Origin of the sequence: Streptomyces sp. NPDC005784 (assembly GCF_042871525.1) — a bacterium.
Classification (GTDB): domain Bacteria; phylum Actinomycetota; class Actinomycetes; order Streptomycetales; family Streptomycetaceae; genus Streptomyces.
This window is the reverse complement of record NZ_JBIAIQ010000003.1, coordinates 494,890-521,687: the sequence shown is the minus strand read 5'-3', so window position 1 is coordinate 521,687 and position 26,798 is coordinate 494,890. Positions and strand designations below refer to the sequence as shown.

Sequence of the window (26,798 nt, the reverse complement as noted above, 5' to 3'; positions counted from 1 at the left end):
GCTTTCTGTCACCGGCGCCCGCAGAAGGGCACGCACGGCGTCCCGCTCCGGAGCACGAAACCCGCGCCCCGCGCGCGTGGGCCCCTGACGGAAGCCCACGCGCGTGTGGGCTCCTGACGGAAGCCCACGCGCGCGTGACCCGGGGAAGGCCCCGTCCTAGGCGGGCCGCTGCAGCACCGTCATGCTCCGGTCGACCAGGGGCAGCCGGTCCCCGGCCTCGACCTTCGCGCCCGTACCCGGGGCGACGCCCTCAGAGCGGGACGTGTCGACGACGACCTGCCACTGGCGGCCGTGGTCGACCGGCACGACGAAGTCCAGGGATTTGGGGGATGCGTTGAACAGCAGCAGGAAGGAGTCGTCGGCGATGCGCTCCCCGCGGGCGCCGGGCTCGGAGATCGCGTTGCCGTTGAGGAAGACGGACAGCGCCCTGGCCTGTGCGGAACCCCAGTCGCGCTGGGTCATCTCCTGGCCCTCCGGGGTGAACCACGCGATGTCGGAGAGCTCGTCGTGGGTGCCCTGGACGGGCCGCCCGTGGAAGAAGCGCCGCCGCCGGAAGACGGGATGGTCCCTGCGCAGCCACACCATCGCGCGCGTGAAGTCGAGGAGCTCGGAGCCGTCCTCCGGCCACGGCACCCAGGCCAGCTCGCTGTCCTGGCAGTACGCGTTGTTGTTGCCGCCCTGGGAGCGCGCGAACTCGTCGCCGTGGCTGAGCATGGGCACGCCCTGGGAGAGCATCAGCGTGGCGATGAAGTTGCGCTGCTGCCGGCCCCGCAGCGCCAGCACGCCCTCGTCGTCCGTCTCCCCCTCGGCGCCGCAGTTCCAGGACCGGTTGTGGCTCTCGCCGTCGCGGTTGTCCTCGCCGTTGGCCTGGTTGTGCTTGTTGTTGTACGACACGAGGTCGTGCAGCGTGAAGCCGTCGTGGCAGGTCACGAAGTTGATGGAGGCGAGCGGACGGCGTCCGTCGTCCTGGTACAGGTCGGAGGAGCCGGTCAGCCGGGACGCGAACTCGGCCAGCGTGCGCGGTTCGCCCCGCCACATGTCGCGGACCGTGTCGCGGTACTTGCCGTTCCACTCGGTCCACAGGGGCGGGAAGTTGCCCACCTGATAGCCGCCCTCGCCGACGTCCCAGGGCTCGGCGATCAGCTTCACCTGGGAGACCACCGGGTCCTGCTGGACCAGGTCGAAGAACGACGACAGCCGGTCCACCTCGTGGAACTGCCGCGCCAGCGTGGCCGCGAGGTCGAAGCGGAAGCCGTCCACGTGCATCTCGGTGACCCAGTAGCGCAGCGAGTCCATGATCAGCTGGAGCACGTGCGGGGAGCGCATCAGGAGGGAATTGCCGGTCCCCGTGGTGTCCATGTAGTAGCGGGGGTCGTCCGCCAGACGGTAGTACGAGGCGTTGTCGAGGCCCCTGAAGGAGAGCGTCGGGCCCAGGTGGTTGCCCTCGGCCGTGTGGTTGTAGACCACGTCGAGGATGACCTCGATGCCGGCCTCGTGCAGCGCCCGTACGGCCGACTTGAACTCCAGGACCTGCTGGCCCCGGTCGCCCCAGGAGGCGTACGCGTTGTGCGGGGCGAAGAAGCCGATCGTGTTGTAGCCCCAGTAGTTGTTGAGGCCCATGTCGACCAGCCGGTGGTCGTTCACGAACTGGTGTACGGGCATCAGTTCCAGTGCCGTGACGCCCAGTTCCGTCAGGTGTTCGATGATCGCCGGGTGTGCGAGCGCCGCGTAGGTGCCGCGCAGCTCGTCCGGGAGCGCCGGATGCTGCATCGTGAGGCCCTTCACGTGGGCCTCGTAGATCACCGTGTGGTGGTACTCCGTACGGGGGCGCCGGTCGTCGCCCCAGTCGAAGTACGGGTTGACCACGACCGACGACATGGTGTGCGGCGCCGAGTCGAGGTCGTTGCGCTTGTCCGGTGACCCGAACGGATAGCCGTACACCTCCTCGCCCCAGGTGACGGAGCCTGCGATCGCACGCGCGTACGGGTCGAGGAGCAGCTTCGCGGAATTGGCGCGCTGTCCGCGCTCGGGCGCGTACCGCCCGTGCACCCGGAAGCCGTACCGCTGTCCGGGCATGATGCCCGGCAGGTAGGCGTGCCGAACGAACGCGTCGGTCTCGCGCAGTTCAACGGCCGTCTCCGAGCCGTCGTCGTGCAGCAGACACAGCTCAATACGGTCGGCGGCCTCCGAGAAGACCGCGAAATTGGTACCGGCACCGTCGTACGTGGCACCGAGTGGATACGCCTCGCCAGGCCAGACCTGCATGGATATGACTCTTCCAGTAGTGCCGTGCCCCTGGGGGCGAGTCCGTGCCGAGTCTCCAGGAAAGTGATGGAACCTCCTATGACCTACACCCCTCTTACCCCGCGACCAGGCATATCTCTTATGCCGAACCAGTGGGGCTCAAGCGACTCCTGAGGGCATAGGAGGAGTAGGGGGAAATGTGCGCAAGATAGTGCACCGCCATCTGGGCAAGGTGGTGGCAGGTGCGGCCATCGCGGTGGCCGGGACGGCCGTGATGATCGGCATCACTCTTCCGGGGTCGGCGGGGGCCGACGAATCGGGCGGGGGACTCGGGGCCGGCGGACCCGCACAGCAGGCGGCGCAGGACGGGCAGGGCGGCGCGGTACGGCCCGGCGTCGTCGAGCGGGCGCCGGCCGAGGGGGAGAAGGGCAAGGGCCGTGACCCGCTGACCGACGACGAGATGAAGCGCGTCGAACAGATCGCGGTGAACCGGCAGCTGCTCAACTCCAGCGAGAACGTCGAGGGCGCGCGCGGACCGCAGCGCATCGGTGTCGACCTCACCGAACCCGAGACGGCCGAACTGGACGACCCGAACGCGCCGCGCCGGGCCGACGTCACGTTCTACGACTACAAGGACGACACGCTCGTCACCAAGACCGTCGACCTCGACACCGGGAAGGTCGAGCGGACGGGCGTCCAGCACGGGGTGCAGCCGCCGATCAGCCGCGACGAGATGACCGAGGCCGCCAAGCTGCTCATCGCCGACCCGCTCGGCGCCGGCCTGAAGGCCGACTTCAAGGACGCCACCGGCAAGGAACTCACCTCGCCCGACCAGCTGGTGCTCAACAGCATGGTCTACCGCGCGACGCCCGGCGCCCAGCCCGCCGTCCTCGACGCCTGCGGCGAGCACCGGTGCGTACGGCTTTTCCCGAAGGTCAAGAACGGGCCCTGGATCGACAGCCGTGACCTGGTGATCGACCTGAGCGCCCGCAAGGTCGGCAAGCTCGGCTGAGTGCCGCCCTTCTCTCCTTCCCACCCTTTCAGCTTTCCGCAAGGAGTCACTTCTTCATGCGCGTCAACAGAAACAGCCGTGCCCGCAGCCGGGCGGCGGTGGGCCTTTCGGCGCTCGCCCTGGCCGCCGGCGCTACGACGGCCGCGGGTCCGGCCGTCGCCCAGCCGAAGGCCGCTCCCGCCCCGCCCGCCGACTGCAGCGCGGCTTATCGGATCGAGCAGAAGCTCGCCACCGGCACCACCTGGCGGATGTGCTGGCACTACGAGAGCGAGGCCGGGCTCGTCCTGGAGAACATCTCCTACCAGCCGCCCGGTGAAGCCCACCCGATCAAGGTCCTCAGCAGCGCCAAGCTCGCCCAGATCGACGTCCCCTACGACGACGGCTCGGTCGAGTACAGCGACCTGACGGGCGCCGGCTTCGGCCAGGGCCTGGTCGACATGATCCCCGCCGAATGCCCCGGCGGCGCCATCAAGACGGTCAAGGTCCCCGACGCCTGGGACCCGCAGCACGCGAACGTCAAGGGCCTGTGCACCACGACCCGTTCACGCGGCCACGCCTACCGGATGGAGGCCGACACCGGGAACAAGGTCTTCCAGAAGCAGGGCAAGGACCTGCTCGTCTACACCGTCAACAAGGTCGGCTGGTACGAGTACATCACCGAGTGGCGCTTCCAGGACGACGGCACCGTCAACATGAACATCGGTGCCACCGGCAGCCTCTCGCCCGGTGACTACGACGCGGGCGACGGCCGCGGCTGGCCGCTGGGCAAGGGCGCCAAGGACTACGCCACCAGCCACAGCCACAACGTCTTCTGGCGGCTCAACTTCGGCCTGGACGGCTCGTCCAAGGCGAAGATCGAGCAGTACGACTCCGTGGTCAGCCCGCCCGCGCAGGGCCACGAGGCCCCGAGCAACAAGACCACCGTCACCAAGGTCACCAAGGAACTCGCGGGCGACGCAAAGAACATGCGCTGGTGGCGCATCGTCAGCAACTCCGGCAAGAACAAGGACAATCACGCACGCTCGTACGAGATCGTCCCGGGCGCGACCACCAAGTACCTCGGCCGTTCCTTCACCAAGCACGACGTCTACTTCACCGAGTACAACAAGTGCGAGCAGTTCGCCAGCGACAACCTGCGCAACTGCGGTGCCGGACACGGCACATCCGTCGACAAGTGGGTCGGCGGGCAGACGCTCACCCACCCCGTGGTCTGGGTCAACGTGGGCTTCCACCACATCGCCCGCGACGAGGACCAGCAGCCGATGCCGGTCCACTGGCAGGGATTCTCCATCGCCCCACGGGACGTCACCGCTATGAATCCGCTCACTCCGCCGGAGCTGGCGAACCAGAACGGGCATGTCGAACCAAGGTAGTTGGGAAACGACCTGTGCATCGGGCTGCACCGCTCGCCGCTCCCGGAGTACCCTTCCTTGATCGTTGATTGGGGCCTGGCCCCTGGGGAGTGCTCGGGGGAGCGGAAGGCGGTGCGTGGGTGGGCTCGGGAGGGCTGGAGCTGCCTCCTGGTGACGAGAGTCACGAGGGGAACTCCACAGATGTCCCACCCGGCGCGGTGTCCCTGGCACGGCCGATGGAAATGGGATCCATTGGACCGGAACTGGACTGGGGCGCCGACGCCTGGCGCGAGGTGCGTACGCGCGCCCAGCGAGCCGGGCGTGCCTACATCTGGCTGAACCTGGTCGAACAGCGGCTGCGCGCGGTCGTGGCCGCTGTTCTCCGTCCCATCTACGAACCCGTCCACGGCGACGAGTGGGTGGTCGCCGCCGCGGGACCGGCGGGCCAGGAGTGGGTGCAGCGCGCCGTCGCCGTGCGCGAAGTCAGCCGCCGCAAGGGGTACTTGCTCGACCCGGCCGACGACAACGTGCTCAGCTTCCTCACGTTGCCCCAGCTGCGCGAGCTGATGGTGCAGCACTGGCCGTGCTTCGAGCCCTACTTCGACGAGCGCAGGGATGTCGAACTCGCCCTGGACGAGCTGGAAGTGACCCGGAACGTCGTGTCGCGCAACCGCGCTCTGTCCGAGGCTGTGCTGGGCCAGGCCGAGCGGGCCGCGGCGAAACTCCTGGAGATCCTCGGTGCCGGGAGCGATGTGCCCTCCGCGCGCCGGCTTCCCGTGGACGCCGTCGAGAACCTCGTGGGCGACCGTTACGCGGACGTCGTCGGTGTGCACTCCGACCGGGTGCGGCTGCTGCGCCAGTTCCCGGCCGAGGACCTCTTCGGCGGAGCCCGCCGGCTCGACGCGATCGGCATCGGCCTCAACCTGCTGGTGCAGAACTTCTCCGGGCGGCGGCTGGTCCGTCTCGCCGAGTCCGGCTGCCGGACACGGCTGCTGTTCCTGAACCCGGCGTCCAGTGCGGTCAAGCGACGGGAGCGCGAACTCGGCATCAAGCGCGGCGAGTTGAGCCGTGCGGTCGAGATGAACATCCTGCACATGCGGCGGGTGAGGTCCCGGCTCCGCGACCCGGACGCCTTCGAGATCCAGGTCTACGACGAGACACCCCGCTTCACCGCGTACCTCGTGGATGGGGACGGCTCCGACGGCGTCGCGGTCGTGCAGTCGTATCTGCGCCGTACCCGCGGCATGGAGGCCCCGGTTCTGGTGCTGCGCGGCGGAAGCCGATTGCTCAAACCGGACGAAAGCAATGAAGAGGGGCTTTTCCCAACCTATCGCGAGGAGTTCGAGGTGGCTTGGGCCGATTCGCGGCCGGTGTCCTGAAGGCCGTTCTCCGCGGCCGAGTGGAACGCGGTCCTCGGATTGTCAGTGGCTCATGGGATCGTGGAGACCACTGGGGGAAAGCACCACGAAGAAGGGGGGCCACCCATGGGCTGGCACCGGGAGCTGCTGATCGGCTTCGACCTGGAGACGACCGGGACGGATCCGCGCGAGTCGCGCATCGTCACGGGGGCCGTGATAGAGGTCAAGGACGGAGAGCCGCTGGGGCGCCGCGAATGGCTGGCCGATCCGGGCGTGGAGATCCCGGTCGACGCCGTGGCGGTGCACGGGATCACCAATGAGCGGGCGGCCGGCGAGGGCCGGCCCGCCGACGAGGTCGCCGACGCGATCGCGGGCGTCCTCGTCACCTACTGGCGGACCGGCGTCCCGGTCGTCGCGTACAACGCGGCGTTCGACCTGACGCTGCTCTCCGCCGAGCTGCGGCGGTACGGACTGCCGTCACTGCGCGAGCGGCTCGGCGGCATCGACCCGGCCCCGGTCATCGACCCGTACACGATCGACCGCTCCGTGGACCGCTACCGCCGGGGCAAGCGCAACCTCGAAGCGGTCTGCACCGAGTACGGCGTGGTTCTCGACTCCGCCCACGACGCCTCGGCCGACGCCCTCGCCGCGGCCCGGCTCGCCTGCGCGATAGCCGGCCGCCACCCCAAGGTCGCGGCCCTCGGCCCCGTCGAGCTGCACCGACGCCAGATCGAGTGGTACGCGGAATGGGCGACGGACTTCCAGGCCTTCCTGCGCCGCAAGGGCGAGGCGGACGCGGTGGTGGACGGGACCTGGCCGCTGCGGGACCTGGCGGACGAGCGGGTCTGACACGATCCCGGGGACCGTCCGCGCGCACCCGGCCACCGGCCAGGTAACGACGTCCGGACGTGGCGACAGAGGCCCGTGCGCGTGCACCCCGTCACCGGTCACGGCAACAAGGCCCGGTCACGGCGCCGGACGCGGGCCGGGAACCTGGACGTGCCGGCGGGGTCCGGTCACCGTGCCGGGGCTTCGGGCGGCGCCGGGGCCGGGACGGATGCCCGGTGTCAGGTCAGAACGGGTACCAGCGCACCGTCTCGTCGCCGTCCCGCAGCGACGCCACCCGGCGCTCGAACTCGGCCAGCGCCTTGGCGTTCGTCGGCGCGTGCTGGGCGACCCAGGCGCAGCTGGCGGTCTCGCGGGCGCCCCGGAGGACGGAGCAGCCCTCCCACGCCCGGACGTCCCAGCCATAGGCGGCGGTGAAGGAGTCGTACGCCTCGGCGGGAAGCCCGTAGCGGTCGCGGGAGAGGGCCATGACCACCAGGTCGTGCTCGCGCAGATCGGCGGAGAAGGTCTCCAGGTCGACCAGGACCGGGCCGTCCGGGCCGACATGGACGTTGCGGGGCAGCGCGTCGCCGTGGATCGGGCCCGGCGTCAGATGCGGGGTGAGCGCGGCGGCGGCCGTCGCGAAGCCGTCGCGCCGCTCCCGCAGATACGCCGCGTCCACGGGGTCGATCGCGTCGCCCGCGAGACGCAGCCAGCGCTCCACTCCGTCGAGGAGTTCGCGGGGCGGCAGGGTGAAGGAGGGGGAGGGCAGCGCGTGCACCACCCGCAGGAGTCCGGCCAGATCGCCCGGCTCGGCGGGGCGGACGGGATCGGGCAGCCGGTGCCACACCGTCACGGGGTGTCCGTCGACCAGCAGTGGTTCGGGCTCGGCGGCCCGCACCGCGGGGACGTCCGACGCGGCGAGCCATGCGGCGATGTCCAGTTCCCGGCGCGCGCGGTCGAGGAGTTCGGCGTCGCGCCCCACCTTGACGACCAGGCCGCCGGCGGCGAACACCGCGTTCTCGCCGAGGGCGAGGAGTGATGCGTCCCGCACCAGCCCCGGCAGTACCTTCGCCGCGGCCAGTACGTCCCGCGCCCGTGCCTCGTCCATGGCCCGCCTCCGTGTCCTCGCGCGCCGCCCGCGCGGCCCTCGTGTTCGACGGCGTCGGGTTCACGCCATCCGTCGGCCAGTGTCGCATTCCCACAGGTCGGACCTGGTGCGCGATGCCTTGACGACCCACAGGGACTTCACGACCATGGCGGGGGCCGCCGGGACGGCAGGGACGGCCGGACCACCGCGCGCCGCCCGAAGGAGCTGACGCCATGACCGTGACGGCCGCGACCGAGCCGTCATCGAAGCGCGCGCCGCGTCCCGTGGGCCGGGAAGGCCGTCCCCTCGACCACGGCGCCTGGTTCCTGGTGCTGCCCGCGCTGATCCCCATCCTGGTGCTCAGCGCCGGACCGCTGCTGTACGGGATCGGGCTGGCGTTCACCGACTCCCAGTCGGGGCGGACGTCGCCCACCCAGTGGGTCGGCGGCCTGAACTTCCAGGACCTGCTGCACGACACCCTGTTCTGGGACTCGTTCCGGATCGGTCTGGTGTGGGCGGCCGGTGTGACCGTGCCGCAGTTCCTCCTCGCGCTCGGACTCGCCCTGCTGCTCGACCAGGATCTGCGGCTGCGCCCGCTCGCCCGCGCCCTCGCGATCATTCCCTGGGCCATGCCCGAGGTCGTCGTCGGCATCATGTGGCGGCTGGTCTACAACCCCGACGCGGGCATCCTCAACGAAAGCCTGCGCGACCTCGGTCTCGGCGGGGGCCATGACTGGCTGAGCGGAATCGGCACCGCGTTGCCCGCGGTTGTTGTCGTCGGCGTCTGGGCGGGCATGCCACAGACCGCGGTCGCCCTGCTCGCCGGACTGCAGAACACCCCCCGCGAACTCCACGAGGCAGCCGCGATGGACGGCGCGGGTGCCTGGCGCCGCTTCCTGACGGTCACCTGGCCCGCCCTGAGACCGGTGGCGCTCGCCATCACGGCGCTCAACTTCATCTGGAACTTCAACTCGTTCGCGCTGGTGTATGTGCTGACCAACGGGGGGCCGGGCGGACGTACCCGGCTGCCGATGCTCTTCTCCTACGAAGAGGCCTTCCGCTACGGACAGTTCGGCTACGCGGCGGCGATGGGCTGTGTGATGGTGGCGGTGATCTCGGTGATCCTCGCCGGGTATCTCGCCGGCCGCCTGAGGGGAGGCGAGGACGCGTGAGGACGCGCAAGAGTGCCCGCGTGGGTCAGTACGCGGCGCTGCTCGGCTACCTCGTCTTTCTCGCCTTTCCCTTCCTCTGGCTGCTCTCCACAGCCTTCAAACCGGCGCGGGAGCTGGCCAGTCTGCATCCCACCTGGATTCCCCGGGACCCGACGCTCGCCAATTTCCGGCAGGCCTTCGACGAGCAGCCGCTGCTGCGCGCCGGGCTCAACTCCCTGATCGCGGCGCTCGGCGCGGCACTGATCGCCGTACTGATCGCGACACCGATGGCGTATGTCATGGCGCGGCACCGCACGCCGCTCGCGAGGGCCGCCACCGGGTGGGTCGTGGTCAGCCAGGCCTTCCCCTTCGTGCTGGTGATCATCCCGCTGTTCCTCGTGCTGAAGAACCTGCGGCTGATCGACTCGATGCCCGGACTGATCATGGTGTACGTGGTGTGGGCGCTGCCGTTCGCGCTGTGGATGCTGGTGGGGTACGTACGGGCCGTGCCGGCCGAGCTGGAGGAGGCGGCCGCGGTCGACGGGGCGGGCCGGGCGCGCACGCTGATCTCCGTCACGGCGCCGCTGCTGGCGCCCGGGATCGTGGCGACGGCGCTCTTCGCGTTCATCAGCGCGTGGAACGAGTTCTTCTTCGCCCTGGTCCTGCTCAAGAGCCCGGAGAAGCAGACCCTGCCGGTCGTCCTCACGCACTTCATCGGGGCGGAGGGCGCCGCGGACCTCGGGCCGCTGGCCGCGGCGGCGTTCCTGGCGACGCTGCCCTCGCTGGTCGTCTTCGCGATCATCCAGAAGCGGATCACGGGCGGCATGCTCGCCGGGGCGGTGAAGAGCTGATGAGGACCCGACTGCTGAGCGTCCTGGCCGTGCTCGGCCTGCTGCTCACCGGCTGTACGGACGGCGACGGCGGGGTGCGAGGCGTGGTCACCCTGCGATTCCAGTCGCTGGCCTGGCAGCAGGACTCCGTCACCGTCAACAAGGAACTCGTGAAGGAGTGGAACGCGAGCCACTCCGACATCAAGGTCGATTACGTGCAGGGGAGTTGGGACAGCGTTCACGACCAGCTGCTGACCTCCTTCGAGGGCGGTGAGGCGCCCGACATCATCCACGACGCCTCGGACGACCTCGCGGACTTCGCGTACGGCGGCTATCTCGCCGACCTGCGCGAACTGCTGCCGACGCGGCTGAAGTCGGACATCCCGCATCAGAGTTGGGAGACGGCCACCTTCAAAGGCGGGGTCTACGGCGTGCCCTTCCTTCAGGAGCCGCGTGTTCTGATCGCCAACGCGCGCTGGCTGAAGGCGTCGGGTGTCCGCATACCGACTCCCGAAAAACCCTGGAGCTGGAGCGAGTTCCGTACGATCGCCGAGCGACTGAGCGACGGGGGCAAGTACGGCGTCGCGTGGCCGCTCAAAGAACCCGTCTCGGCGACGCTCAACCTGTCCCTCTCCGCGGGCGGCCGGCTGTTCCACCGGGGTGCGGACGGCAAGGTGACGGTGCGCTTCGACGCGGCGGACGCCGTGGTGCCGCGGACCGTGCGCGACGAGGTGAACGAGGACCGCAGCGCGTCGAGCGCCACGCTCGGCATGGGCGGCTCCGACACGCTGCCCGGGTTCTTCGGCGGCAAGTACGCGATGGTCCCGCTCGGCTTCTCCTACCGTCAGCAGATCGCGCAGCAGGCGCCGAAGGGCTTCGACTGGCAGGTACTGCCCGCGCCGGCCGGAGCGGACGGCCTTGCCCAGGGGGTCAGCCCGCAGACGCTCTCGATCGCCGAGGACAGCCCGCACAAGAAGGAGGCGGCCGCGTTCCTCGACTTCCTGCTGAGGCCGGGGAACATGGTCCGGCTCGCCCTCGGTGACTGGATGCTGCCCACCGGCACGGAGGCGTTGAGGGACCCTGCCCTGCACACCACCAAGGACGACTGGGCCACCGGTACCGCGCTGGCGGCCCACCTGCGCTCGGCGCCCGCCCAGTCCGTCCGCGGCTACCCGGAGTGGAAGGACAAGGTCGCGACCCCGGCGTTCCAGGACTACTACAGCGGGGCGATCGACCTCGGCGAGCTGCGCCGACGGCTGGTGAAGGACGGAAACCTGGTGCTGGCCCGCTATCAGCGCTGAGCGCCTGACCCGGCCCGGCAGGATCCCGGCACATCCCGGCTCGGCGCGACCCGGCCTGACACGACCGGCCCGGCAGGACGCGACCAGGCGGGACCCGCCGGCGGGGCGATCTCGGGGACGTGCGTCTAGATCCGGTAGATGCCGTCGGCGATCTCGTCGAGACGCGTCCGCACGGTGAGGCTTCCCTGCATGACGGAGGGGCCCCGCTCTCCGTACTACCCGATCAACGGGTGCGCCGCGACCGCGGGTGCTCACGGGTTGGACGAGACGTGCCGTCTCGCCAAGGGGCGGGATCGTCACCGCTTGCGCGAAGGGCCTGCCGGCCCCCTCCGGGAGGAGAAGGCCGGCAGGCCCTGAAAGGTACGCGGTGGTTCCGGTCGGTGGCTCGGGTCCGGTGGTTCCGGTGGTTCGGTCGTCGATTGTTCGGGCGGGTGGTTCGGGCCGATGGTTCGAGCCGGTCGTCGCGGTGGCCGGGTGCGGCCGGTCGTGGCCGGCTATACCCCGGCCCGCTCGCCCCGAGGCACCGGCGGTGCGACGGCCTCGGGCGCCTCGTCGTGCGTGAGGTCGGGCATCCGGTTCAGCCACTTCGGCAGGTACCAGTTGCGCTCGCCGAGCAGCGCCATCACCGCGGGGAGCAGGACACCCCGGATGATCGTCGCGTCGATGAGCACCGCGGCCGCCAGGCCCACACCCATCTGCTTCATGGACTGCATGGACAGCGTCCCGAAGATCGCGAAGACGGCGACCATGATGACGGCGGCGCTGGTGACGACACCGGCCGTGGTGACGACCCCGTGCCGGATCGCCTCCTTGGTGCTGCGGCCCCGCAGTCGTGCCTCACGGATCCGGGAGACCACGAACACGTGGTAGTCCATCGAGAGCCCGAAGAGGATCACGAAGAGGAACAGCGGCAGCCAGGCGACGATCGCGCCGACGCCCGCCGCGCCCACCAGCGACGCGCCCCAGCCGTGCTGGAAGACCGCGACCAGGATGCCGTAGGCGGCCGCCACCGAGAGGAGGTTGAGCGCGATCGAGGTGATCGCGATCGTCAGCGAGCGGAACGAGAGCAGCATCAGGAGGAAGGCGAAGACGACCACGAAGGCGAAGACCGGGGTCACCGAGCCGATGAGCTGGTCGTTGAAGTCGTGCGATCCCGCGACCTGTCCGGTGATCGGCGCCTGCAGGCCGTCGACCTTGCCGAGCGTCTGCGGGCGTACCTTGTCGCGCAGCAGTTGCAGGCTCTTCTCCGCCTTGTCCTGGTCGGAGCCGCCGACCAGCGGGACGAAGACGAAGGCCACGTTGTGCTCCGCGTGCACCTTGATGTCGACCGGACCGCGCGAGGCACCCGAACTGACCGCCGCCGCACGGAAGTCGGCGAGCGCGGCCTTCACATCGGGGGCGTTGATGTCCCGCGCCTTGACGACCACCTCGGCCGGCTCGGAGCCGCCGGGGAAGGCGTCGTTGACCCGGTTGTACGTGCCCACGATCGACAGCGAGTTGCCGAACTCCTTGTCCAGGGTGAGCTGTTGGGTCTTCATGCCGAGTGCCGGAGCGGCGATGGCGAGCAGCACGCCGGTCGCGACGACCAGGGAGATCGCGGGCCTGGCGAGCACCACGCGCAGGACGGCACCCCAGAACCGGCTGCCCTCGTCGGCCGGACGGCGGTTGCCCCGCCCACCGTTCGCGCCGCGCCGCTTGGCCCGGTGCAGGAACGGGATGCGGCCCTTCTCGACGCGCTCGCCGAGCAGGGAGAGCAGAGCGGGCAGCACGGTGACCGAGCCGACCATGGCGACGGCGACGACCATCAGTGAGGCCAGGCCCATCGCCTCGAACTCGGCGAGCCCGGTGAAGAGCATGCCCGCCATCGCCACGCACACGGTGACACCGGAGACGATGATGGCGCGGCCGCTGGTCGCGGCGGCTATCCGCAGCGCGGTATCGGCGTCGCGGCCCGCCTCGCGCTCCTCGCGCTCACGCCGCAGATAGAAGAGGCAGTAGTCGACGCCGACGGCCAGACCCACCAGCAGCATCACGGAGTTGGCCGTGTCGCTCATCGGCATCAGATGGCTGACGACGCCCATCAGGCCCATCGTGGCCATGATGGCGGTGACCGCGAGCGCCACCGGAAGCAGCGCCGCCACCAGCGCGCCGAACGCGATCAGCAGGATGCCGAGCGCCACGGGCACGGCGGAGAGTTCGGCCTTCTGGAAGTCGTCGCCGAAAGCGTCGTCGTACTGCTTCTTCATGCTGGCGCCGCCGATCTCCTCGATCCGCAGCCCGGCGTGGTCCTTCTGCACCCCCTGGACGGCCTTCAGTACGGGCGCGACGCGGTCGCCCGCCGTCTCGGAGTCGCCGCGCATGTCGAACTGCACGAGCGCGCTGCGGCCGTCCTTCGAGATCGTCCCGGTGTCGTACGGCGATGTCACGTCCGCTACCTTGCCGGTGGCGTCGACCGCCTTGACGACCGCGGCGACCGCGCTCCTGAACTCGGCGTCCGTGGCCTTGGCGCCCGCGTTCTTCGCCTGGATCAGGACCGTCTCACTGGCCGGCTCCTTGATGCCGGCGTCCTCGATGATCTTGGCCGCGGTGTGCGTCTCGCCCTTGAGCTGGTCGCTCTCCTTGACATCGACGCGGCCCGCCGCGGAGCCGAGGCCCATCGCCAGGACGACGAACAGCACCCAGATTCCGACGGCCGCCCATCGGTGCCGGGCGCTCCAGCCGCCTGCTCGGGCGGCGATGCCCCGCACCCGTGTGTCTCCGTTCCCCATGACGGGCCAGCCCCTTTGTGCACGGTGACAGCCCCCTGCCGTCACCTTTGTATCGAAGGTATGGCCCCGATAAGAGCGTCTCGTCGTGCTGTCCGGTGACCCCTCGGCACTCCGGCTCCTCCCCGCGGACCCCGGGGTCTCCGCACTGGGGAGGACGGAAGCCCCTTACACCTAACGGCACTTCTCGGGGACACCGCTCAGGGATCGGCGGGGCGTGACCTTGTCCGTCCTCCGGAGGAGAAGCCCCCCGGGGAACGCGGCCGTCGTGCCCACGCCCGCGGGGCGGTGCGGCCGTTTTATGGTGTGCGGATGACGACGACGTACGCGGCGCTGTTGCGCGGCATCAATGTGGGCGGCGCGAAGAAGGTGCCGATGGCCGAGCTGCGCACCCTGATGGAAGGCCTCGGGTACGGCGACGTCCGCACGTATCTCCAGAGCGGGAACGCGGTGTTCAGCAGCGACGGCGGCGACGAGGAGTCCCTCGCCGAGGAGCTCTCCGGGGCCATGGAGAAGCATTTCGGCTTCGCCGTCGGCGTGCTCGTCCGTGATCACGGCTATCTGAAGGCCGTCCAGGAGGCGTGCCCCTTCCCGGCCGCCGAACTGGAGGCCAAGCAGTTGCATGTCACGTACTTCTCGGACCCCGTCGACGCCGAGCGCTTCGCCGCCGTCGAGCCCGCGGCCTTCCTCCCCGAGGAGTTCCGTCTCGGGGACCGCGTCCTCTACCTGTACGCACCCGACGGTCTCGGCCGCTCCAAACTGGCGGAGGCCCTGGCGAAGCCCAGAGTGCTCAAGGGCGTCCTCGCCACCACGCGGAACTGGAACACCGTCGTCAAACTGGAGGAGCTGACCGGTGCTTGAGCGCAATGCCGCCGTCGAGGCCGCCATCGAGGGTGAACTGCGCCTGCTCGACCCGGCGGTCCGCCGTTCGGCCGACCTGGTCGGCGCGCTGCTGCACCCCGACTTCTACGAGTTCGGCGCGTCCGGACGCATCTGGGACCGCGCCTCGACCCTCGCGATGCTGGACGCGGAGTCGGAGACCGGGGGCCGCAGCACGACCTCGCGCATGAAGGGCGTCCAGCTCGCCGCCGACCTGGTCCATCTGACGTTCGACACCGACAACAACGGCCGCCGGGCACACCGGAGTTCACTGTGGCGCCGCACCGGCACCGAGTGGCTCCTGTACTTCCACCAGGGCACCCCGTTCAGCTCCGAGGACGAGTGATCCGTCGTACGCCCGTGTGGGTTGTGTACGAGGCCATCTCGTCCGGGACGATCAGCCGCGCTGTCGCGTTTGTTCAAGAGGTGCGGGCGCCGCGTCCGTAGCGTGGGACCCATGAACGATGCGTACAAAAATTCTTATCCGCACATGGTGGAATGTGCCGCCGAGGCCGCCCGCGTGGCCCGCGGTGTCACGGCGGAGCGGCTGTCCGAGCCCTCGCACTGCACGGACTGGGACGTCCGCGCCCTGGTCAACCACTGGGTCCTCTACACCTCGCACGGCCTGGAGCACCGGGCCCTGCGCAAGCAGCTCCCCGAGGAGCTGACCGCGCGCGACTTCACGGCCGAACCCGGTTGGGCCGGGGCCTACGCCGAGCAGCTCGACCGCGCGGTCGCCGCCTGGGACGACCCCGCCGTATGGGACGGGGAGGTCGACCTCGGGACGGCGAAGATGCCCGCGGCGGACATCGCCTCGATGATCGTCAAGGAGTTGGCGCTGCACGGCTGGGACGTCGCCGCGGCCACCGGCCAGCGCTTCGACGTCTCGGACGGCGCGGCCCGGTTCGTCCTCGACGTCGTCGACACCCATGCCGAGCTCTACCGTCGGTACGACGGCTTCGCCGAGCCGGTGGACGTACCCGACGACGCGCCGGCGTTCGAGCGCGCCCTCGCCCACAGCGGCCGCGATCCACGCCGGTCCACGGTGTAGGAAGCCTGGGCCGACGGTGGAAGGAGCCTGGGCCAGGGTGGAGGAGACCCCCTGGTCCGCTCCACGTCTGCCCGGAGTCGGGTATGGCCTGTCCGGCCGCCGCGCGCGGGGTGGTTCCCAACCGCCGCACGCGGATCGTTCCGCCGGGAAGGCCTCAGTCGTCAGGGGCGTCCGGCCGCGCCTCGAAGGGAGCCGCGGACGGCGGACGGGACCGGCTCCGCCACAACTGCCGCGCCTCCCGCTTCCGCTGCTCCAGGCGCTCCCGCCGTTCCCGGCGTTCCCGCAGGTCCTCGGACACGGTCATACCGAGCGGGAAGGGCCATGCGACGGACATGAAGACCCATAGCATCAGCGCCAGAGGGAGCCCGGAGGCGTCCGTCGGCATCCGATCCTCCACAGCCTCCCGCAGACCCCAGGGGGTCAGCCAGAGTGCCTTCCCGTCCTTGATCCAGCCGTACAGAACCCATGCGCACTGGCCGGCGACCAGATACCCGACGACGCAGACGGCGACGATCACCAGGATCTTCACGAACTCTCGCTCCTCGCCCGTTTGCGGTGCCGCCCGTGACGGGCCCCGCCGGATCGCCCGTCGGTCCGCCCGTCGGTCCGCCCCGCGGTTCCGGGAATTGCACCACACACGGGCGTCGGGCGGCAGCCGGGTTTCCGGTGCGCCATCCGCGGGCCGCAGCGAAGGCCCGCCTTCGAGTCAGGCGCCGATCGCCGCCAAGGACGGCATCCGTGCCTCGTCGTAGCGGTCCAGCAGGACCCGCGCGACCTCCGGCGCGGGGCCGAGGACATCGGCGAGGACGTCCGCCCCGGCGGCACCCCGGGCGATACGGTCCGGCAGGAAGCCGGGGGCCAGTACGTACGGGGCGACGGCGACGCGTTCGCAGCCGAGGGCGCGCAGTTCGCGGACCGCGTCCTCGGTGCGGGGAAGGGATGCGGAGGCGAACGCAGGCCGCACGGCGCACCAACCGGTGTGCCGCCACTCCCGCGCGATTTCTGCGATCACTGCGATCGCCTCCGGGTCGGTGGACCCCGCCGAGGCTAGGACGACCCCGGTCCGGGACTTGTCGGCGGGCGTCAGCCCGGCCTCGTACAGACGGCGTTCGAGCGCGGCCGTCAGCAGCGGGGACGGGCCGAGCACCTCCGCCTGCCGGACGCGCAGCCGCGACGGAGCCTGGCGCAGCACCGCCGGGATGTCCGACTTGGCATGGAAGGCGCGGGTCAGCAGCAGCGGCAGCGCCACCACATCGCTGACGCCCTCGGCCGCCAGGGAGTTCAGCACCCCCTGCACGGACGGGATGTTGAAGTCGAGGAACCCGGTCTCCACGCGCAGGCCGGGGCGCTGGGCGCGCACCCGTCGTACCAGGGCATGCACCGTCGCGGCGTGCCGCGGATCGCGGCTGCCGTGGGCGATGACGACGAGGACGGGACGCTCCGGCCTGTTCATGACGGGGTCAGCCCTTCACCAGGAGTCCGCGGCTGCGCAGCACCCACCGCTCCACCGGGCTGAAGACGATCAGGTCGATGGCGATACCGACGAACAGGATGAGGAAGATGGCGAGGAAGACCATCGGCATGGAGCTGGCGTTGCGGCCGTTCTCCAGCAGTTGGCCGAGGCCCACACCGAGGTCGGGGGAGGAGGCGATGATCTCCGCGGCCATCAGGGAGCGCCAGGAGAACGCCCAGCCCTGCTTCAGACCGGCCAGGTAGCCGGGCAGCGCGGCCGGCATCACGATGTGCCAGGTTCCGCGCAGGCCCGTCGCGCCCATGGTGCGGCCCGCCCGCAGGAACAGCGGCGGCACCTGGTCCACGCCCGACACCAGCCCGTTGGCGATCGACGGGACCGCGCCGAGCAGGATCACCGCGTACATCATCGAGTTGTTCAGGCCCAGCCAGATCACGGCCGGCGGCACCCACGCCACCGACGGCAGGGACTGCAGGCCCGACAGCATCGGGCCGATCGCGGCGCGCACGAACTTCACCCGGGCCACCAGCAGGCCCAGCGGGGTCCCGATCACCAGCGCGAACAGGAAGCCGAGCAGACCGCGCGAGACGCTGGTCCAGATGTAGTCGAGCAGGGTGCCCTGGAGCCAGGCGTTCTCGACCTCGCCCCAGACGGCGGACGGCGAGGGCAGCTTGGTCGGGTCATCGACGATCTTGAACGTGATCAGTGCCTGCCAGGCAGCCAGGACCACCACGGCCGCGACGAGCGGCGGCAGCAGCTTCTGCCGGAACGTCGTACCGAAGGAGCTGCGGCCGGCGACGGAGGACTCCAGCGCGTCGAGGCCCGCCTCCAGTCCGCCCAGCCCGTCGTTCTCCTTGACGGCCGCGGCGGACTTCGTCTCAGTGCTGGCCATGGCGGCGGATCTCCCCACGCAGTTCTTCGGTGATCTCGATGGACAGTTCCGCGACGGGGGCGTCCTCGATGCGGCGCGGCTGCGGAATGTCCACGGTCCACTCGCGGGCGATGCGCCCCGGGCGGGAGGACAGCAGGACCACGCGCTGCGCGAGCCGCACCGCCTCACGGACGTTGTGCGTGACGAAGAGGACGGACAGGCCCGTCTCGCGCCAGATCCGGGTCAGCTCGTCGTGCAGCACGTCCCGGGTGATCGCGTCCAGCGCCGCGAACGGCTCGTCCATCAGCAGGATCTGGCTGTCCTGAGCGAGTGCTCGCGCGAGCGCCACACGCTGGCGCATACCGCCGGACAGTTCGTGCACCCGCTTGCCGTACGCGCCGTTCAGACGGACGAGTTCGAGCAGCTCCTCGGCCCTGCCGCGCCGCTCCGCCTTCGGAACTCCCCCGAGTTTCAGGGCGAGTTCGATGTTCTTGCCCGCGGTCAGCCACGGGAAGAGGGCGTGCTCCTGGAACATCAGAGCCGGGCGCCCGTTGGTCGTGATGGTGCCGGCGGAGGGCTTGTCGAGCCCCGCCACCAGGTTCAGCAGTGTGGACTTGCCGCACCCCGAGGCCCCCAGGAGGGTGACGAACTCGCCCGGTGCGACATCGAGGGTGATGTCGTCGAGGACGAGCTGGGGTCCCGCGGGTCCGGCGAAGGACTTCGAGACGTGCTCGATGCGGGCGGCGTACTCCGTCGTGTCGGCGCCGTCGGCGGCCTTGGCGAGCGTCGTGGCCATGGTCGTCACCTCCTGGGAACTCATCGGGATCCGGGCTTACTTGACGCCGAGACCGGCGTCGTCGACCGGGCTCTCGCCCGCGGCCTTGAGGACCTTGTTCAGGAGCGTGAGGTCGTAGATGCCGGTCAGGTTCGGCTTGTCCAGGAGACCGGCCTTCACCGCGTGGTCCGCCTCGGTGTGCAGCGTGGAGGCCAGCGGGTCATTGGTGATCTGGATGGACTTCCAGGCCGGGTCGAGGACGGCGGCCGGCAGCGCCTTGCCCGAGTCGGCCTCCAGCTGCTTGTTCGCCGCGGCCTTGGCGTCGTCCGGGTTGGCGTTGATCCACTTGTTGGTCTCGACCGAGCCCTTCAGGACCGCCTCGACGACCTTCGGGTGCTCCTTGAGGAACTTCTGCGACACGATGATGTTCGTGATCACGAACTTCTTGTCGGGCCACAGGTCCGACTCGTCGAGCAGTACCTTGGCGCCCTCGGCGACCAGCTTGGACGCGGTCGGCTCCGGCACCCAGGCGCCGTCGATGGAGCCGGACTTGTAGGCGTCCGGAGTGATCTTGTTGTCGGTGCGGACGACCGAGACATCGCCCTTGCCGCTCTGCGGGTCGACCTTGTAGCCCTGCTCCGAGGCCCAGTTGAGGAACGCGACGTCCTGCGTGTTGCCGAGCTGCGGCGTCGCGATCTTCTTGCCCTTGACGTCCTTCAGGGACTTGATCTTCTTGGGGTTGACCACGAGCTTGACGCCGCCCGAGGCCGAACCGCCGATGATCCGAAGGTTCTTGCCCTCGGACTTCGTGAAGCCGTTGATCGACGGCGAGGGGCCGATCCAGCCGATGTCGATGGAGCCCGAGTTGAGCGCCTCGATCTCGGAGGGGCCCGCGTTGAAGATCTGGTACTTCGCGGCGGTGGCGCCGAGCTCCTTCTGGAAGTAGCCCTTCTGGTTGCCGACCAGCGCGGTGGCGTGCGTCAGGTTGCCGAAGTAGCCGATCTTCACGGAGTCGAGTCCGTCGATCTTCTTCGACCCGGCGGCGACCTTCGCCTTGGTGTCGTCCTTCGCGTCCGAGCCGTAGCTGCAGGCGGCGAGAGCGAGCAGGGGCAGAGCGGTGGCGAGGGCTATGCCGCGGGTCAGCAGCTTGGAGCGCGTGGAGCGGATGGCAGGCACGGGAGGGTTTCCTCTCGGTGGCCCGGCGGTCACGCCTTTCTCAGGTCGTGGCCGGGAAGTCGGCAGGTCTTCGGACGCTCAGGCTGTGGGGGGACGGGGCGCGCAAGCAGTGCGCGTACGTCATCACGCACATCGCCCGACCCCGCCCTGCCCGCTGCCGAGGGCGCCGCTGCCGACGCGGCCGCCCTCCTTCGCGAACGTGGAGTAGAAGTCGACAGGATTCATGTCAGAAGTCCCAGCCGTCGTCGTCGGACTCGTCCTTGACCGGCTGCGGCGCGGCGAAGGACTCGCCGACCATGCCCGCGGTCAGCGTGGTGCCGTCGGCCGGGTCGATCAGGATGAACGCGCCCGTGCGCCGGGAGTCGGCGTACGCGTCGAGCGGGAGCGGCTCGGCGGTGCGGATCTTGACGCGGCCGATGTCGTTGGCGACGAGCCGGCCCGGGTGCGGGTGCAGCGAGAGGTCGTCCAGGGTCAGCCGGGACGGGATGTCCTTGACGATCGCCTTCACCGTGCGGGTGCCGTGCTTGAGCAGCACCCGGTGGCCGACGGTGAGCGGTTCGTCGGCCACGTGGCAGACGGTCGCCTCGACGTCCTGCGTGGTCGGGGGCGCGTCCTTGCTCGGCACGAGCAGATCACCGCGCGAGACGTCGATGTCGTCCTCCAGCAGGAGGGTCACCGACTGCGGCGTCCACGCGATGTCGACCGGCTTGCCCAGCAGGTCGATTCCGGCGACCTTCGTGGTGCGCCCGGACGGCAGCACCGTGACGCTCTCGCCGACGCGGAAGGTACCGGCCGCGATCTGACCGGCGTACCCCCGGTAGTCCGGGTGCTCGGCGGTCTGCGGGCGGATCACGTACTGCACGGGCAGCCGCGCGTGGCAGTGCGCCAGGTCGTGGCTGACCGGCACGGTCTCCAGGTGCTCCAGGACCGTCGGGCCGCCGTACCAGTCCATGTTCGCGGAGGGGTCCACCACGTTGTCACCGGCGAGCGCCGAGATCGGGATCGCGGTGATCTCGGGGACGCCCAGCTCGGAGGCGTACGCCGTGAACTCCTCGGCGATCGCCGCGAAGACGGACTCCTTGTACTCGACGAGATCCATCTTGTTGACGGCGAGGACGACGTGCGGGACGCGCAGCAGCGCGGCGACGGCGGCGTGCCTGCGGGTCTGCTCGATGACGCCGTTGCGGGCGTCGACGAGCACGACGGCGAGGTCGGCGGTGGAGGCGCCGGTGACCATGTTGCGCGTGTACTGCACATGGCCGGGGGTGTCGGCGAGGATGAAGCGGCGGCGCGCGGTGGCGAAGTAGCGGTAGGCGACGTCGATGGTGATGCCCTGCTCGCGTTCGGCGCGCAGGCCGTCGGTGAGCAGTGCGAGGTCCGGGGTGTCCTGGCCGCGGCTGGCCGAGGCGCGCTCGACGGCCTCCAGCTGGTCCGTGAGGATCGACTTGGAGTCGTGCAGCAGTCGTCCGACGAGCGTGGACTTGCCGTCGTCGACGGAACCCGCGGTCGCGAAACGCAGCAGGGTGGTCGCCGACAGCTGTTCGACCGACAGGGGCTCGGTGGGTTCGGTGGTGCTGGTCATGTCTAGAAGTACCCCTCGCGCTTGCGGTCTTCCATCGCGGCCTCGGACATCTTGTCGTCGGCGCGGGTGGCGCCGCGCTCGGTGAGCCGGGAGGCGGCGATCTCGGTGATGACGGCGTCCAGCGTGGTCGCGTCGGAGTCGACGGCGCCGGTGCAGGACATGTCACCAACCGTCCGGTAGCGGACGAGCCGCTTCTCGACCGTCTCGCCGTCCTTCGGGCCGCCCCACTCACCGGCGGTCAGCCACATGTTCGACCGCTGGAAGACGTCACGCTCGTGCGCGAAGTAGATGTCGGGGAGTTCGATGCCCTCGCGGGCGATGTACTGCCACACATCCAGCTCGGTCCAGTTGGACAGCGGGAACACGCGCACGTGCTCGCCGGGCGCGTGGCGGCCGTTGTAGAGCTGCCACAGCTCGGGCCGCTGGCGGCGCGGGTCCCACTGCGAGAACTCGTCACGCAGCGAGAACACCCGCTCCTTGGCGCGGGCCTTCTCCTCGTCGCGGCGTCCGCCGCCGAACACGGCGTCGAAGCGCTCGGACTGGATCTTCTCGGTCAGCGGCAGGGTCTGCAGCGGGTTGCGCGTCCCGTCCGGGCGTTCGCGCAGCACACCGCGGTCGATGTAGTCCTGCACGGAGGCCACATGGAGCCGCAGGCCGTGCTGCTCCACCGTCCGGTCGCGGTACTCGAGGACCTCGGGGAAGTTGTGCCCGGTGTCGACGTGCAGCAGCGTGAAGGGAACCGCGGCGGGCGCGAACGCCTTCAGCGCGAGGTGCAGCATGACGATGGAGTCCTTGCCGCCGGAGAAAAGGATCACCGGCCGCTCGAACTCACCCGCCACCTCACGGAAGATGTGGACGGCCTCGGACTCCAGCGCGTCCAGATGCGACAGCGCGTACGGGGTGCTCTCCGTCTCCTCGGAGACAGCGGCGACGGTCGTCATGCGAGACCCCTCTCGGTGAGCAGCGCATGCAGCGCGGCAGCGGACTCCTGCACGGTCTGGGTGTGCGACTCGATGCGCAGATCGGGCGACTCGGGTGCCTGGTACGGGTCGTCGACGCCGGTCAGCCCCGAGATCTCGCCCGCGGCCTGCTTGGCGTACAGCCCCTTCACATCGCGTACGGAGCAGACCTCGACCGGGGTCGCCACGTGCACCTCCAGGTACGGGGTGCCCCCGGCCTGGTGGCGCCCTCGTACGGCCTCGCGGCTGTCCGCGTAGGGCGCGATCACCGGGACGAGCGCCTTGACGCCGTTGCGGGCGAGCAGTTCGGCGAGGAAGCCGACGCGCTGCACGTTGGTGTGCCGGTCCGCGCGGCTGAAGCCGAGGCCCGCCGAGAGGAACTCGCGGATCTCGTCGCCGTCGAGGACCTCGACACGGTGGCCCTCCTCGCGCAGCCGGCCGGCCAGTTCGTACGCGATGGTGGTCTTGCCGGCACTCGGCAGACCCGTGAGCCAGACGGTGGCTCCGGTCGTCACTTGCTGCTCCTGGGAATTCGTGGGGTCCGCGGCGGGCGCGGTCGTCGTGGTCGTCATCCGTGCAGCCCGCACTCGGTCTTCGAGCGGCCCGCCCAGCGGCCGGCGCGCGCGTCCTCGCCCTCCAGCACCCGGCGGGTGCAGGGCGCGCAGCCGACGGAGGCGTAACCGTCCGTCAGCAGCGGGTTGGTGAGAACCCCGTGCTCGGCGACGTACGCGTCCACGTCGTCCTGCGTCCAGCGGGCGATCGGTGAGATCTTGACCTTCCGCCGCTTCTCGTCCCAGCCGACGACCGGGGTGTTCGCCCGGGTCGGGGACTCGTCGCGGCGCAGCCCGGTCGCCCAGGCGTCGTACGAGGTCAGGCCCTCTTCGAGCGGCTTGACCTTGCGCAGCGCGCAGCACAGGTCCGGGTCGCGGTCGTGCAGCTTCGGGCCGTGCTCGGCGTCCTGCTCGGCCACGGTCCGACGCGGGGTGAGGGTGATGACGTTGACGTCCATCACCGCCTCGACCGCGTCGCGGGTGCCGATGGTCTCCGGGAAGTGGTAACCGGTGTCGAGGAACACCACGTCCACGCCGGGCCTGGCGCGCGAGGCGAGGTGGGCGACGACCGCGTCCTCCATGGAGGAGGTCACGCAGAACTTCTCGCCGAACGTGTCCACCGCCCAGCGGAGGATCTCCAGCGCGGAGGCGTCCTCCAGGTCGCGCCCCGCCCGCTCGGCCAGACTCTTCAAGTCCTCGCCCGTACGCTCTTCCTGAATGGCCGTCATATCTCCGCCCCTCCACGGTCTTCCTGCCGAACGCCCCGGGACAGCAGCCCGAGGAACTTCAGCTGGAAGGCTCGGTTGCACGCCGCGCATTCCCACGCGCCGTGACCTTCTTCGCTGGGTCGCAGGTCTTCGTCTCCGCAGTACGGGCAGTAGAACGGCGCGGCACGCTCGCTCACGACAGCGCCTCCTCGGAGGCACGCGCGGCCCAGGTGGCGAAGCGCTCGCCGTCCTCGCGCTCCGCCTGGAAACGCTTGAGGACACGCTCGATGTAGTCGGGCAGCTCGTCCGAAGTGACCTTCAGACCACGGACCTTGCGGCCGAATCCGGCCTCCAGACCGAGCGCGCCGCCCAGGTGCACCTGGTATCCCTCGACCTGCTCGCCGTTCTCGTCGAGGACCAACTGGCCCTTGAGACCGATGTCCGCGACCTGGATACGGGCGCAGGCGTTCGGGCAGCCGTTGATGTTGATGGTGAGGGGCTCTTCGAACTCGGGGATGCGGCGCTCGAGTTCGTCGATCAGGGAAGCACCGCGCGCCTTGGTCTCGACGATCGCGAGCTTGCAGTACTCGATACCGGTGCAGGCCATCGTGCCGCGCCGGAAGGTGGAGGGCCTGGCGGTCAGGTCGAGCGCCTCCAGGCCCTCGACGAGCGAGTCGATCCGTGTCTCGTCCACGTCGAGCACGATCATCTTCTGCTCGACGGTGGTGCGCAGCCGCCCCGAACCGTGCGCCTCGGCCAGCTCGGCGATCTTCGTCAGCGTGGCGCCGTCGATGCGGCCGACGCGCGGGGCGAAGCCGACGTAGTACCGGCCGTCCTGCTGTCGGTGGACACCGACGTGGTCGCGCCAGCGGGCGACCGGCTGGTCGGGGGCGGGGCCGTCGACCAGCTTGCGCTGGAGGTACTCGTCCTCCAGGACCTGGCGGAACTTCTCCACGCCCCAGTCGGCGACCAGGAACTTCAGGCGGGCGCGGGTGCGCAGCCGCCGGTAGCCGTAGTCGCGGAAGATCGAGAGGACGCCGATGTGGACGTCCGCGACCTCGTCGAGCGGGACCCAGGCGCCGAGGCGCTGGCCGATCTTCGGGTTGGTGGAGAGGCCGCCGCCGACCCAGAGGTCGAAGCCGGGGCCGTGCTCAGGGTGGTTCACGCCGACGAAGGCGACGTCGTTGATCTCGTGCGCCACGTCGAGCAGCGGCGAGCCTGAGATCGCGGTCTTGAACTTGCGGGGCAGGTTCGAGAAGTCCTTGTTGCCGACGACCCGGCGGTGGATCTCCTCGATGGCCGGGGTGCCGTCGATGATCTCGTCCTCGGCGATGCCGGCGACGGGTGAGCCGAGGATGACGCGGGGCGTGTCACCGCAGGCCTCGGTGGTGGACAGGCCGACGGCCTCCAGGCGGTCCCAGATCTCCGGGACGTCCTCGATCCGGATCCAGTGGTACTGGACGTTCTGACGGTCCGTGAGGTCGGCGGTGCCGCGCGCGAACTCCTGCGAGATCTCGCCGATGACCCGCAGCTGCTCGGTGGTCAGCCGGCCGCCGTCGATCCGGACGCGCAGCATGAAGAACTTGTCGTCCAGCTCCTCCGGCTCGAGGATCGCGGTCTTGCCGCCGTCGATCCCGGGCTTGCGCTGGGTGTAGAGACCCCACCAACGCATCCGGCCGCGCAGGTCATTGGGGTCGATCGAGTCGAAGCCCCGCTTGGAGTACACCGTCTCAATGCGTGTCCGCACGTTGAGACCGTCGTCGTCCTTCTTGAACTGCTCGTTGCCGTTGAGCGGGGTGAAGTGACCTACGGCCCACTGACCCTCGCCGCGGTGACGGCTCACCTTGCGGCGGGGCGCGGCGGCGGGATTCTGCGGGGTGGCGGCCATGGTTGATACGTCCTTCGAGACTGCGGGACAGGTTTGACTGCGACTCTGACCTGCGCATACGGGTGCATACGGAAGAATGGGCGCAGCACTGCGCAAGGGTCGCAAAAAGGGAGGGGGTCGGGCGCTGCTGGGCTGGTCAGCTCGCCGGACAGATGGCGCTGGACATGCGGCCGAGGTCGACGTGCCGCCGACTCACCAAGGCAATTCCAGTTCCGGACATGACGGAAGCGTGTCACGGGGATCTCCGGGCAGTCCACCGTCATCCATCATGTGGACACCCTTGTCCCGTATCGCGAGACAAGGGTGTTGTCGATCACACGATCGGGCCTCCCGCGGTGCCGCGAGGAGGCCCGGGAGGCCGCGGTCACCGCGGCCCGGAGCCCTTCAGAGGGTGTGCGCCCCCGGCCACGGACCCGGGGTGGCGACCTCCGCCTCCTCCTCGACCCGGGTGTCGAAGAGCCTGAAGCCGCGGCGCAGATAGTTGTCCATCGCGTGCTCGCCGTCCTTGCTGCACGTGTGCACCCAGACGCGCTTCGTCCCGTCCCGTCCCGGCCAGCGTTCGGCCAGGTCCCAGGCGCGCGCGGCACCGTACGAGAGGAGGTGGCCCCCGATCCGGCGGCCGCGGAACGCGGGGATGAGCCCGAAGTAGACGATCTCCACGGCCCCGTCGTCCTGCGCGCCGAGCTCGACATAGCCCGCGGGCGTCCCCCGGTCGTAGGCGACCCAGGTCTCCGCGCCCGGCTGGGTCAGAACCTCCTGCCACTGGGCGTACGTCCACGCGAGCCGGTCCGTCCAGCGGATGTCTCCGCCGACCGAGGCGTACAGGAAGCGGCTGAACTCGGGCGAGGGGATCTCGGCGCGGACGATCCGCAGATCCCCGTCCGGCGCGCTCGCGGGGAGCAGGTCGGACGGGGCCGTCTGCTCCAGGGACCAGGTGGTCACACTGACGTTGCTCATGAC

26 protein-coding genes are annotated in these 26,798 nt (G+C 70.0%); 10 read left to right on the top strand and 16 right to left on the bottom strand.

Annotation, left to right across the window (positions count from 1 at the left end):
* Positions 1–156 precede the first annotated feature (156 nt).
* Positions 157–2,265 (bottom strand): glycogen debranching protein GlgX, encoded by a 2,109-nt coding sequence (gene glgX, locus ACFYR3_RS07730; protein WP_389281973.1) that lies wholly within the window; start codon positions 2,263–2,265, stop codon positions 157–159.
* Between the two features lie 178 nt (positions 2,266–2,443).
* On the opposite strand from glgX, the gene ACFYR3_RS07725 reads away from it, so the two are divergent.
* From ACFYR3_RS07725 to ACFYR3_RS07710, 4 genes are all read left to right on the top strand, one after another.
* Positions 2,444–3,256, top strand: coding sequence for a Tat pathway signal sequence domain protein (locus ACFYR3_RS07725; protein WP_356782605.1), 813 nt, complete (start codon positions 2,444–2,446; stop codon positions 3,254–3,256).
* A 56-nt stretch (positions 3,257–3,312) separates the two neighbouring features.
* Positions 3,313–4,629 (top strand): copper amine oxidase, encoded by a 1,317-nt coding sequence (locus ACFYR3_RS07720; RefSeq protein ID WP_355840057.1) that lies wholly within the window; start codon positions 3,313–3,315, stop codon positions 4,627–4,629.
* A 119-nt stretch (positions 4,630–4,748) separates the two neighbouring features.
* Entirely contained in the window at positions 4,749–5,987 is a 1,239-nt protein-coding gene (locus ACFYR3_RS07715; RefSeq protein WP_355840058.1) for an SAV2148 family HEPN domain-containing protein, read from the top strand.
* A gap of 105 nt (positions 5,988–6,092) precedes the next feature.
* Positions 6,093–6,815, top strand: a complete 723-nt coding sequence (locus ACFYR3_RS07710) for a 3'-5' exonuclease (RefSeq protein ID WP_355840059.1) — start codon at positions 6,093–6,095, stop codon at positions 6,813–6,815.
* 223 nt (positions 6,816–7,038) lie between these two features.
* Here ACFYR3_RS07710 and ACFYR3_RS07705 read toward each other — a convergent pair whose 3' ends face one another.
* Positions 7,039–7,902, bottom strand: a complete 864-nt coding sequence (locus ACFYR3_RS07705; protein ID WP_389281970.1) for a phosphotransferase enzyme family protein — start codon at positions 7,900–7,902, stop codon at positions 7,039–7,041.
* A gap of 212 nt (positions 7,903–8,114) precedes the next feature.
* Between ACFYR3_RS07705 and ACFYR3_RS07700 the strand changes: the two genes are divergently transcribed.
* The 3 genes from ACFYR3_RS07700 to ACFYR3_RS07690 are packed head-to-tail and all read left to right on the top strand — an operon-like array spanning position 8,115 to position 11,163.
* On the top strand, positions 8,115–9,053 hold the full coding sequence (locus ACFYR3_RS07700; protein ID WP_355840061.1) for a sugar ABC transporter permease: 939 nt from the start codon (positions 8,115–8,117) through the stop codon (positions 9,051–9,053).
* Positions 9,050–9,883, top strand: a complete 834-nt coding sequence (locus ACFYR3_RS07695) for a carbohydrate ABC transporter permease (protein WP_355840062.1) — start codon at positions 9,050–9,052, stop codon at positions 9,881–9,883. Before ACFYR3_RS07700 ends, ACFYR3_RS07695 begins: the two co-directional genes overlap by 4 nt.
* On the top strand, positions 9,883–11,163 hold the full coding sequence (locus ACFYR3_RS07690; RefSeq protein ID WP_356782601.1) for a sugar ABC transporter substrate-binding protein: 1,281 nt from the start codon (positions 9,883–9,885) through the stop codon (positions 11,161–11,163). The genes ACFYR3_RS07695 and ACFYR3_RS07690 overlap by 1 nt, the downstream gene beginning before the upstream one ends.
* A 494-nt stretch (positions 11,164–11,657) precedes the next feature.
* Here ACFYR3_RS07690 and ACFYR3_RS07685 read toward each other — a convergent pair whose 3' ends face one another.
* Positions 11,658–13,931 (bottom strand): MMPL family transporter, encoded by a 2,274-nt coding sequence (locus ACFYR3_RS07685; RefSeq protein ID WP_355840064.1) that lies wholly within the window; start codon positions 13,929–13,931, stop codon positions 11,658–11,660.
* 309 nt (positions 13,932–14,240) lie between these two features.
* Here ACFYR3_RS07685 and ACFYR3_RS07680 point away from each other — a divergent pair, with 309 nt between their 5' ends.
* The 3 genes from ACFYR3_RS07680 to ACFYR3_RS07670 all read left to right on the top strand — a co-directional run bounded on the left by ACFYR3_RS07680 (position 14,241) and on the right by ACFYR3_RS07670 (position 15,858).
* Positions 14,241–14,789, top strand: a complete 549-nt coding sequence (locus ACFYR3_RS07680) for a DUF1697 domain-containing protein (RefSeq protein ID WP_355840065.1) — start codon at positions 14,241–14,243, stop codon at positions 14,787–14,789.
* The gene (locus tag ACFYR3_RS07675) at positions 14,782–15,153 is read left to right on the top strand and encodes a nuclear transport factor 2 family protein (RefSeq protein ID WP_355840066.1); all 372 of its coding nucleotides are present in this window, start codon (positions 14,782–14,784) and stop codon (positions 15,151–15,153) included. The genes ACFYR3_RS07680 and ACFYR3_RS07675 overlap by 8 nt, the downstream gene beginning before the upstream one ends.
* A 111-nt stretch (positions 15,154–15,264) precedes the next feature.
* Entirely contained in the window at positions 15,265–15,858 is a 594-nt protein-coding gene (locus ACFYR3_RS07670) for a TIGR03086 family metal-binding protein (RefSeq protein ID WP_389281966.1), read from the top strand.
* Between the two features lie 154 nt (positions 15,859–16,012).
* On the opposite strand, the gene ACFYR3_RS07665 is transcribed toward ACFYR3_RS07670, so the two are convergent.
* The 13 genes from ACFYR3_RS07665 to ACFYR3_RS07605 all read right to left on the bottom strand — a co-directional run bounded on the left by ACFYR3_RS07665 (position 16,013) and on the right by ACFYR3_RS07605 (position 26,795).
* Positions 16,013–16,387 (bottom strand): hypothetical protein, encoded by a 375-nt coding sequence (locus ACFYR3_RS07665; RefSeq protein WP_355840068.1) that lies wholly within the window; start codon positions 16,385–16,387, stop codon positions 16,013–16,015.
* Positions 16,388–16,564: 177 nt separating this feature from the next.
* On the bottom strand, positions 16,565–17,311 hold the full coding sequence (locus ACFYR3_RS07660; RefSeq protein WP_355840069.1) for a sirohydrochlorin chelatase: 747 nt from the start codon (positions 17,309–17,311) through the stop codon (positions 16,565–16,567).
* Positions 17,312–17,318: 7 nt separating this feature from the next.
* Positions 17,319–18,221 (bottom strand): ABC transporter permease, encoded by a 903-nt coding sequence (locus ACFYR3_RS07655; RefSeq protein WP_355840070.1) that lies wholly within the window; start codon positions 18,219–18,221, stop codon positions 17,319–17,321.
* Entirely contained in the window at positions 18,208–18,996 is a 789-nt protein-coding gene (locus ACFYR3_RS07650; RefSeq protein ID WP_355840071.1) for an ABC transporter ATP-binding protein, read from the bottom strand. Before ACFYR3_RS07650 ends, ACFYR3_RS07655 begins: the two co-directional genes overlap by 14 nt.
* A gap of 36 nt (positions 18,997–19,032) precedes the next feature.
* A complete protein-coding gene (locus tag ACFYR3_RS07645; RefSeq protein ID WP_355840072.1) occupies positions 19,033–20,151 on the bottom strand; it encodes an aliphatic sulfonate ABC transporter substrate-binding protein in 1,119 nt (372 codons plus the stop codon).
* A 226-nt stretch (positions 20,152–20,377) separates the two neighbouring features.
* A complete protein-coding gene (locus ACFYR3_RS07640; RefSeq protein ID WP_355840073.1) occupies positions 20,378–21,733 on the bottom strand; it encodes a GTP-binding protein in 1,356 nt (451 codons plus the stop codon).
* Positions 21,734–21,735: 2 nt separating this feature from the next.
* Positions 21,736–22,674, bottom strand: coding sequence for a sulfate adenylyltransferase subunit CysD (gene cysD / locus ACFYR3_RS07635; RefSeq protein ID WP_355840074.1), 939 nt, complete (start codon positions 22,672–22,674; stop codon positions 21,736–21,738).
* Positions 22,671–23,264: an adenylyl-sulfate kinase gene (gene cysC / locus ACFYR3_RS07630; RefSeq protein WP_355840075.1), complete on the bottom strand. Its 594-nt coding sequence runs from the start codon at positions 23,262–23,264 to the stop codon at positions 22,671–22,673. Before cysC ends, cysD begins: the two co-directional genes overlap by 4 nt.
* Complete coding sequence (locus ACFYR3_RS07625; protein WP_355840076.1) at positions 23,261–23,971, bottom strand: phosphoadenylyl-sulfate reductase; 711 nt, start codon at positions 23,969–23,971, stop codon at positions 23,261–23,263. The genes cysC and ACFYR3_RS07625 overlap by 4 nt, the downstream gene beginning before the upstream one ends.
* A complete protein-coding gene (locus tag ACFYR3_RS07620; RefSeq protein ID WP_328552809.1) occupies positions 23,968–24,147 on the bottom strand; it encodes a hypothetical protein in 180 nt (59 codons plus the stop codon). The genes ACFYR3_RS07625 and ACFYR3_RS07620 overlap by 4 nt, the downstream gene beginning before the upstream one ends.
* Positions 24,144–25,838 (bottom strand): nitrite/sulfite reductase, encoded by a 1,695-nt coding sequence (locus tag ACFYR3_RS07615; RefSeq protein WP_356782596.1) that lies wholly within the window; start codon positions 25,836–25,838, stop codon positions 24,144–24,146. Before ACFYR3_RS07615 ends, ACFYR3_RS07620 begins: the two co-directional genes overlap by 4 nt.
* Before the next feature lie 136 nt (positions 25,839–25,974).
* Positions 25,975–26,058, bottom strand: coding sequence for a putative leader peptide (locus ACFYR3_RS07610; RefSeq protein WP_309486338.1), 84 nt, complete (start codon positions 26,056–26,058; stop codon positions 25,975–25,977).
* Positions 26,059–26,222: 164 nt separating this feature from the next.
* Entirely contained in the window at positions 26,223–26,795 is a 573-nt protein-coding gene (locus ACFYR3_RS07605; RefSeq protein WP_355840078.1) for a GNAT family N-acetyltransferase, read from the bottom strand.
* Positions 26,796–26,798: the final 3 nt, after the last annotated feature.